Annotated in this window: 6 protein-coding genes; 1 reads left to right on the top strand and 5 read right to left on the bottom strand. The window is 67.8% G+C overall.

Going from position 1 to position 6309, the window contains the following annotated elements:
• From G4O04_03320 to G4O04_03310, 3 genes are all read right to left on the bottom strand, one after another.
• Window positions 1-973, bottom strand: a 973-nt coding sequence (locus G4O04_03320; protein HEY57562.1) for a thiolase domain-containing protein, incomplete at its 3' end; no start/stop codon positions are given.
• Between the two features lie 82 nt (window positions 974-1055).
• Window positions 1056-2105, bottom strand: a complete 1050-nt coding sequence (locus G4O04_03315) for a hydroxymethylglutaryl-CoA synthase (protein ID HEY57561.1) — start codon at window positions 2103-2105, stop codon at window positions 1056-1058.
• A gap of 149 nt (window positions 2106-2254) precedes the next feature.
• On the bottom strand, window positions 2255-3538 hold the full coding sequence (locus tag G4O04_03310; GenBank protein HEY57560.1) for a hydroxymethylglutaryl-CoA reductase, degradative: 1284 nt from the start codon (window positions 3536-3538) through the stop codon (window positions 2255-2257).
• Window positions 3539-3658: 120 nt separating this feature from the next.
• Between G4O04_03310 and G4O04_03305 the strand changes: the two genes are divergently transcribed.
• Window positions 3659-4492, top strand: coding sequence for an RNA methyltransferase (locus tag G4O04_03305; GenBank protein HEY57559.1), 834 nt, complete (start codon window positions 3659-3661; stop codon window positions 4490-4492).
• A gap of 12 nt (window positions 4493-4504) precedes the next feature.
• Here G4O04_03305 and G4O04_03300 read toward each other — a convergent pair whose 3' ends face one another.
• Together G4O04_03300 and G4O04_03295 are read right to left on the bottom strand one after the other, a co-directional pair.
• Window positions 4505-4975, bottom strand: coding sequence for a DUF4442 domain-containing protein (locus tag G4O04_03300; protein ID HEY57558.1), 471 nt, complete (start codon window positions 4973-4975; stop codon window positions 4505-4507).
• Entirely contained in the window at window positions 4972-6303 is a 1332-nt protein-coding gene (locus G4O04_03295) for an NUDIX domain-containing protein (protein HEY57557.1), read from the bottom strand. The genes G4O04_03300 and G4O04_03295 overlap by 4 nt, the downstream gene beginning before the upstream one ends.
• Window positions 6304-6309: the final 6 nt, after the last annotated feature.

Raw genomic sequence — 6309 nt, 5'->3', positions numbered from 1 at the left:
TGGTCAGGATGGGCAGGTCGCCGTCCAGGCTCAGGCGGCCGTCCTGCCCCATCTGCCACCCTTCGCCGCGGGGGGCGAACCCGGCGGCCTCTAGGATGAGGGGAACGTACACCGAGAAGGCGTCGTGGAGTTCGAACAGGGGGGCCTCGGCGGGGGTCATACCCGCCTGGCGGCAGGCCCGCTCGATGGACCACCGCACCGCGCGGAAGTCCAGCGGGTCGGGGCGGTCGTGCAAGGCCAGCGTATCGTTGGCGCTGGCCGAACCGGCGATGCGCACCAGGGGATGGGGCATCTCCGGCGGCAGCAGGTCGCGCCGGGCCAAGAGCACGGCGGCGGCGCCGTCGGCAAAGGGGGCGGCGTCGAATAGGTTGAGCGGGTCGGCCACCATGGTGGCGCGGGCGTAGGCCTTTTCGCTGATGGCCCGGCGGAACATCGCGTGGGGGTTGCCCACAGCGTTCTGGTGGGCCAGAATGGGGAAGGCGGCAAAGGCCTCGCGCGGCACGCCGTACTCGTGCATGTAGCGTTGCATGAGCAGGGCCGCCTGGGCGGCTGGGGTGAGGCCGTGCTCGGCCTCGTAGTCGGCGTCCAGACCGGTGGTCAGGGCGGCCTCGACCACCGCGCCTACCTGGTCCGTGGCCTTCTCCACACCGACGACCAGCGCGGCATCCACCTGCCCCGAGGCCACGGCCAAGTGGCCCAGGCGCAGAGCCATGCCGCCCGAGGCCCCGGCTGCTTCTACCGTGGCCGTCTCCACGCCGGTCAAGCCGGCGAAATCGGCGATCAAGGTGGCTAACTGCCCCTGGCGCGAGAGCACCGGAGCCAACTGGTTGGCCACAAAAACCGCCTGGGGCCGCAGCCCCCCGGCCTCGTGGATGGCCTTTTCAATGGCCGTCATGGCCAGTTCCCGCAGCGAGATCTCCCAATGCTCGCCCACCGGGGCCTGGCCGACGCCAGCAATGACGACTTCGTTCATACAGCGCCTCCCGAAATTCGCGTCATGACTTCACCGCAACCCGACACCTGACACCTGGCACATAGCACATGGCACCCGCCCCTCACTTCATCGTCAACTTCCCGCGTAGCCGCACATACATGGCGTAATCGATCTCTGTGCGGCGGGCGATGTAATCCTGGGTTTGGGGGGCCAGATCGCGGCGCTCGAGAATGGCTTCGGTGACGGTGAAAATCATGGCATCCGAACCGGCCCCGCTGCCGAAGGAGGTGAGGAAGATACGGTCGCCGGGCTGAGCGATATCCAGAATCGCCGTCAGGCCGACGATGGCCGCGCCCGAGTAGGTGTTGCCGATGATGGGGGTCAGCAAGCCCGGGGCGATTTGCTCCTGGGTAAAGCCCAACATCCTGGCTATCTTTTGCGGGAACTTGGCGTTGGGCTGGTGGAACACAGCGTAGGCGAAGTCCTCGGGCCGGTAGCCGGTCTCCTCCATCAGCGTGCGGGCGGCCGAAGTGATGTGGTGGAAGTAAGCCGGTTCGCCGGTGAAGCGCGTCCCGTGTTCGGGATACTTCTGGTAGGCCCGACGCCAGAAATCCGGCGTGTCGGTGACATAGGAATAGGTGGCCTCCAGCACGGCCAGGGCTTCTTCGGCAGGGCCGATGACGAAAGCCGCGCCCCCGGCGCCGGCCGTGTACTCCAAAGCGTCCCCCGGGCGCCCTTGGGCGGTGTCGGCCCCGATGGCCAGGGCGTAATCCGCCATGCCGGACCCCACAAAGCCATAGGCCGCGACCATGGCTTCGGTGCCCGCCTTACAGGCGAATTCCCAGTCCCCGGCCTGCACGTTAGGGGCCGCCCCCAGCGCCTCGGCCACGATGGTGCCCGTGGGTTTGACGGCGTAGGGATGCGACTCGGAACCCACCCATACGGCCCGCAGTTGGTCGGCGGAAATCTGCGCGCGGGCCAGGGCGTTGCGCGCCGCTTCCAGGGAGATGGTCACCACATCCTCGTCCAGACCGGGTACGGCCTTCTCCTTGATGGGCAGGCCGCCCTTGCCCTCGGTCCAAATGCGGGCGATTTCTCTGGCCGGGAGCCGGTATTGGGGCACATAGGTCCCGTAACCCACGATGCCCACCGGGCGTTGGGGTCGTAACACAAGTTCGCTCATCGTATCCTCCGGGCTTTCCGGTTTTATCAGGCACCCTCACCCATCCCCCCGGCCCACCGCTTCGCTTTGGGCCTCCCCCTTCCCTCTCCTGATGGGAAGGGCAGGGGAAAAGAGGGGGATGGGTGAGGGCCGTCCGGCTACTTGCGCAACTCGGCCAAAATCTCCTGGGCGCGGTCAATGCGCACCACGCCTTCGTCCACCAGACGGCGGGCCACCTGCTCGATTTCTTCCCCTTGTGCACCGGCGGCCACGGCCACCTGACGCGCGTGCAGGGCCATGTGGCCGCGCTGAATGCCTTCGGTGGCTAAGGCGCGCAGGGCACCCAGGTTTTGCGCTAGGCCCACCGAGACGATGATTTCGGCCAACTCGCTGGCCGTGTGCACGTCCATGAGTTTCAGGGCGGCCTGGGCCGTGGGGTGCACGCGGGTGGCGCCGCCCACGATGCCCACGGCCATGGGCATCTCAATGGTGCCCACTAAGTTGCCCTGGGCGTCCTTGCCCCAGGTGGTCAGGGTGGTGTAGCGTCCGTTGCGGGCGGCGTAGGCATGGGCCCCCGCCTCCACGGCGCGCCAGTCGTTGCCGGTGGCGATGACCACGGGGTCGATGCCGTTCATGATGCCCTTGTTGTGGGTGGCGGCGCGGTAGGGGTCGGCGGCGGCGAAGGCCCAGGCCGCGATGATACCGTCGCGCACCTCTTCGCCGCTGAAGTCCTCGAAGGCCAGCGCCTCCACGGGGATGGTGCACCGGGCGCGGGCGATGCGTCGGTCGGCCAGGTTGGAGAGGATGCGCAGATACACCCGTCCGCTGGTGAGTGCCTCGATGCGCGGGGCCAGGCGTTCGCAGGCCGTGTTCACCGCGTTGGCGCCCATGGCGTCGCGGACATCGTAAATCAAATGCACCACCAGGAAGGGGCCGATGGCCGGGTGCTCCAGGATGCGCACCTCCAGGTCCCGCGGGCCGCCGCCCAGTTTTTGGAGCACGGGGTCGAAGGTGGCGGCTTCGGCCAGCAGTTCCTCTCGGGCTTCCAGCACGCGCAGCCGGGCGCTGGCCGGGTCGGCCACATTCACCACTTGAATCTGGCCGATCATCTCCGGCGCGCTGGTGTGGGCCATAAAACCGCCCCCAGCGCGCGCCAGTTTGGCCATGTAGGAGGCCGCGGCCACCACCGAGGGCTCTTCGATGGCCATGGGCACCAGCACCTCGCGCCCGTTGACCACGAAATTGAGCGCGATGCCCAGGGGGAGGGCAAAGGTGCCGATCACATTCTCAATCATGTGGTCCGCCTGACCGGCGGTGAGCCCGGCTTCCCCCGTCAGGGCGGCGAATTCCTCCGGGGTCAGCAGCCCTATGGCGTCCAGCCTTTGCCGACGTTCTTCCAACGAGAGGTTGTAAAATCCGGGGATGCGGGAAGAGGCGTTCATGGGTTCTCCCAGGTAAGGATGTCGCCGGGGCAGGAGCAAGGCCCCGGCCAGCGGGTAATCCTAAGGGGTTCGGGCTTTCAAAAACTATCAAGTTGGGGTCGGGCCTGGTATACTTGCCGCATGACCACGCCATCCGAACATGCGGCCTCTGGGGTGATCCGCAGCCGGCAGAACCCTAAGGTAAAAGCCGCGCGGGCGCTGCTGCGGCCCCAGGGGCGCAAGCAGCAGCGACGTTTTCTCGTGGAGGGATTGGCCCATGTGGGGGAGGCGCTGGAAGCCGGGTGGCCCCTGGCGGGGGGCTTTTGGTCGCCGGACCGTCTGCGCAGCGATTTTGGCCGCCGTTTGGTGGCTCAGGCGCGGGAGTGGGGCGTGCCCGTGTGGGCGGTGACGCCGGAGGTGCTGGATAGCCTCTCCCCCCGCGAGCACAGCCAGGGCCTGGTGGCCGTGGCCGAAGTGTGCTGGACCTCGCTGGACGCGCTGACCCCCAGGGTTCATCCCTGGGCCGTGGCGGTGACCGCGCCCCAGGACCCCGGCAACATCGGTGCGCTGCTGCGCACCATGGACGCCGTGGGCGCCGGGCCGCTGTTGCTGTTGGAGGGGGGCGCCGATCCCTTTCAGCCTAAGGCCGTGCGGGCCAGTATGGGGGCCCTGTTCCGCCATCCGGTGGTGCGGGCCGGGTTCCCGGCCTTTGTCGCCTGGGCGCGCAAGCAGAGGTATCGGGTGTACGGCACCTCGGCCCATGGCCGTGTGGACTACCGTCAGGTGGCGTATCGGCGGCCCATGGTGCTCTTGTTGGGCAGCGAGCGCCATGGGCTGACCGCTGACCAACGGGCGGCCTGTGATGTGCTGGTACGCCTGCCCATGCGGGGGCGCGTCTCGTCGCTCAACCTGGCCGTGGCGGCCGGGGTGATGCTTTACGCCATGTTGGGAGAGGACATGGGGGAAACGCCCTGACCGTCCGGGACCTCAGCGCACTTTTTTGATGTAGAGCACTTTCATCACTTCGGCGACCACCTCCCCCTGGGTGTCGGTCACCTGTACCATGAAGCGGGGCCGGTAAGGTTCGCCATTGGCGGTATGACGGCGGATGTCCTCGATTTGCGCCTCGTCCAAAGTGAGCACGGCCTGCACGGTGCCGCGACCAGGCCGCCGAAAGACGATTTCGGCCGCCTGGTCCCAGACCTGATACTCGGGCCCCAAGATGTGGATGAGCATCAGCATGAAGAAGGGGTCGGTCATGCTGTACAGGTTGCCGCCGAAGTGGGTGCCCACATAGTTGCGGTTGAACCAGCGCAGGGGCATTTCTACTTCGATGCGGCGGAAGTCCGGGGCAATCTGGCGGACCCGCACGCCGGCGCCCCGATAGGGGGGATAGAGGTTGAGCATCCAGCACAGCACGCGGGGGTGGCGAATCCATCGCTGCAGCAGACGGTTCATCCCTGCGGTTCCTCCTGCAGGCGTTGGTAGGCTTCCCGCGCCCGGCGCAGCCAGGCTTTCTCCGCGGGGTAGGTCAGGGCCGCCTCGGCCTGGGCCCAGGGCAGCCAGAGGGGGAGGAACTGCGTTTCGCCGGGGATGAGGGAGCCGCTCTGCCATTGGACCAGGAAGTAGTGTTCGTGACGCCAGACCAGCGCGCCTTCGTAGAGAAAGCCTACCGGTTTGACCCCCAGGTCGGCCAGGGGGTGCATATCTTCTGGGGAAAGCCCGGCTTCTTCGGCGATCTCGCGCCGGGCGGCGACCCAGGGCTCCTCGCCCGGCTCAATGTGCCCTTTGGGGAGGCGCACCTCGCGGCGGGAGGGCCGCAAGAGCACCAGCACCTTCCCTTCCGGCCCGACGATCACGCCCCCGGCGGCGCGGTAGCGGCGCACCGGGTGGGTTTCGATGGCCTGCAGGCGATAAAAGCGCATGGGTTTGGCCGGTGCGCCGCAGGAGGTGGGGCGCTGAAGGGGGCTTTTCTCCCGGCGCAAGGTCACGCGGTAGGCCTGCTCCTCGGGGCCGAGGAAGGCGGCTTCCCAGTGGTGCTCGGGTGATTCGCGTAGCCATGCAAGGCGGAAGGCATCCACGGCCCGCGCGCCGGTGCGCTGCCGCAAGAAGTGCTCGGCGGCCTGGGCGGGCCTGGGCAGGGCCAGGCGCCCGCCCAGCAGCCCCAGGTGAACCTGGCTTTGTTCCGTGGCTTGCACGATGGCCGCGGCGTCTTCGGCGCTGCGCACGCGTCCGTAGGCCAGGCCGTGGGACAGCACCATCAGGTTGGGCGCAAAGCGATGGCCGCCTATATGGGTGCTCATCCACACCGCGTCGGGCCGGAGGCGTTGGAGGGCCCGGTAGAGGAGGGGGCCAAAACGTCCACAGCAGGCGTCGCGGCGAGCGTTGACGCACACCAGATAGAGGGGGTTGGAGCATAAAGCCTCGGCGGGCAGAGGGCGGGTACCCCGCAGCCAATCCTCCAGCGGCAGATGGAGCAGGGCTTCCAGGTCGGGCAACGCCCAGCGGGCGCAGCGGCCGCCCTGCGGGTCTGCCCTCCAGAGCATGAGCCGCCAGGGCGGGGGCGTATCTTGGGCGCGGCGGATGAAGGAAACCCGTGCGCCGGTTTCCCGGCGCAGACGCAGGAGGCGCCCTTTCACCACTTCAGGTAGGTCGCTTTCTTCGAGGGCGCGGGCACCCCATGGCCCCGTGTGTTCCAGAAAGAGCCAGGCTTTTTCGTGGGGGGCTGTACCGAAGAGGGGTTCGCCGACTTCCAAGGCGTTGAGCGCACAAAGGGGAGCGGACATGAGCAT

The organism is Anaerolineae bacterium (assembly GCA_011176535.1).
Lineage (GTDB): Bacteria > Chloroflexota > Anaerolineae > Anaerolineales > DRMV01 > DUEP01.
Note: the sequence above shows the minus strand (reverse complement) of the source record. Positions and strands in the feature narration are given on the sequence as shown.

Coding starts and splice junctions, on each gene's coding strand:
- G4O04_03295 (HEY57557.1), bottom strand. CDS start 6,303: ATGTCCGCTCCCCTTTGTGCGCTCAACGCCTTGGAAGTCGGCGAACCC.
- G4O04_03300 (HEY57558.1), bottom strand. CDS start 4,975: ATGAACCGTCTGCTGCAGCGATGGATTCGCCACCCCCGCGTGCTGTGC.
- G4O04_03305 (HEY57559.1), top strand. CDS start 3,659: ATGACCACGCCATCCGAACATGCGGCCTCTGGGGTGATCCGCAGCCGG.
- G4O04_03310 (HEY57560.1), bottom strand. CDS start 3,538: ATGAACGCCTCTTCCCGCATCCCCGGATTTTACAACCTCTCGTTGGAA.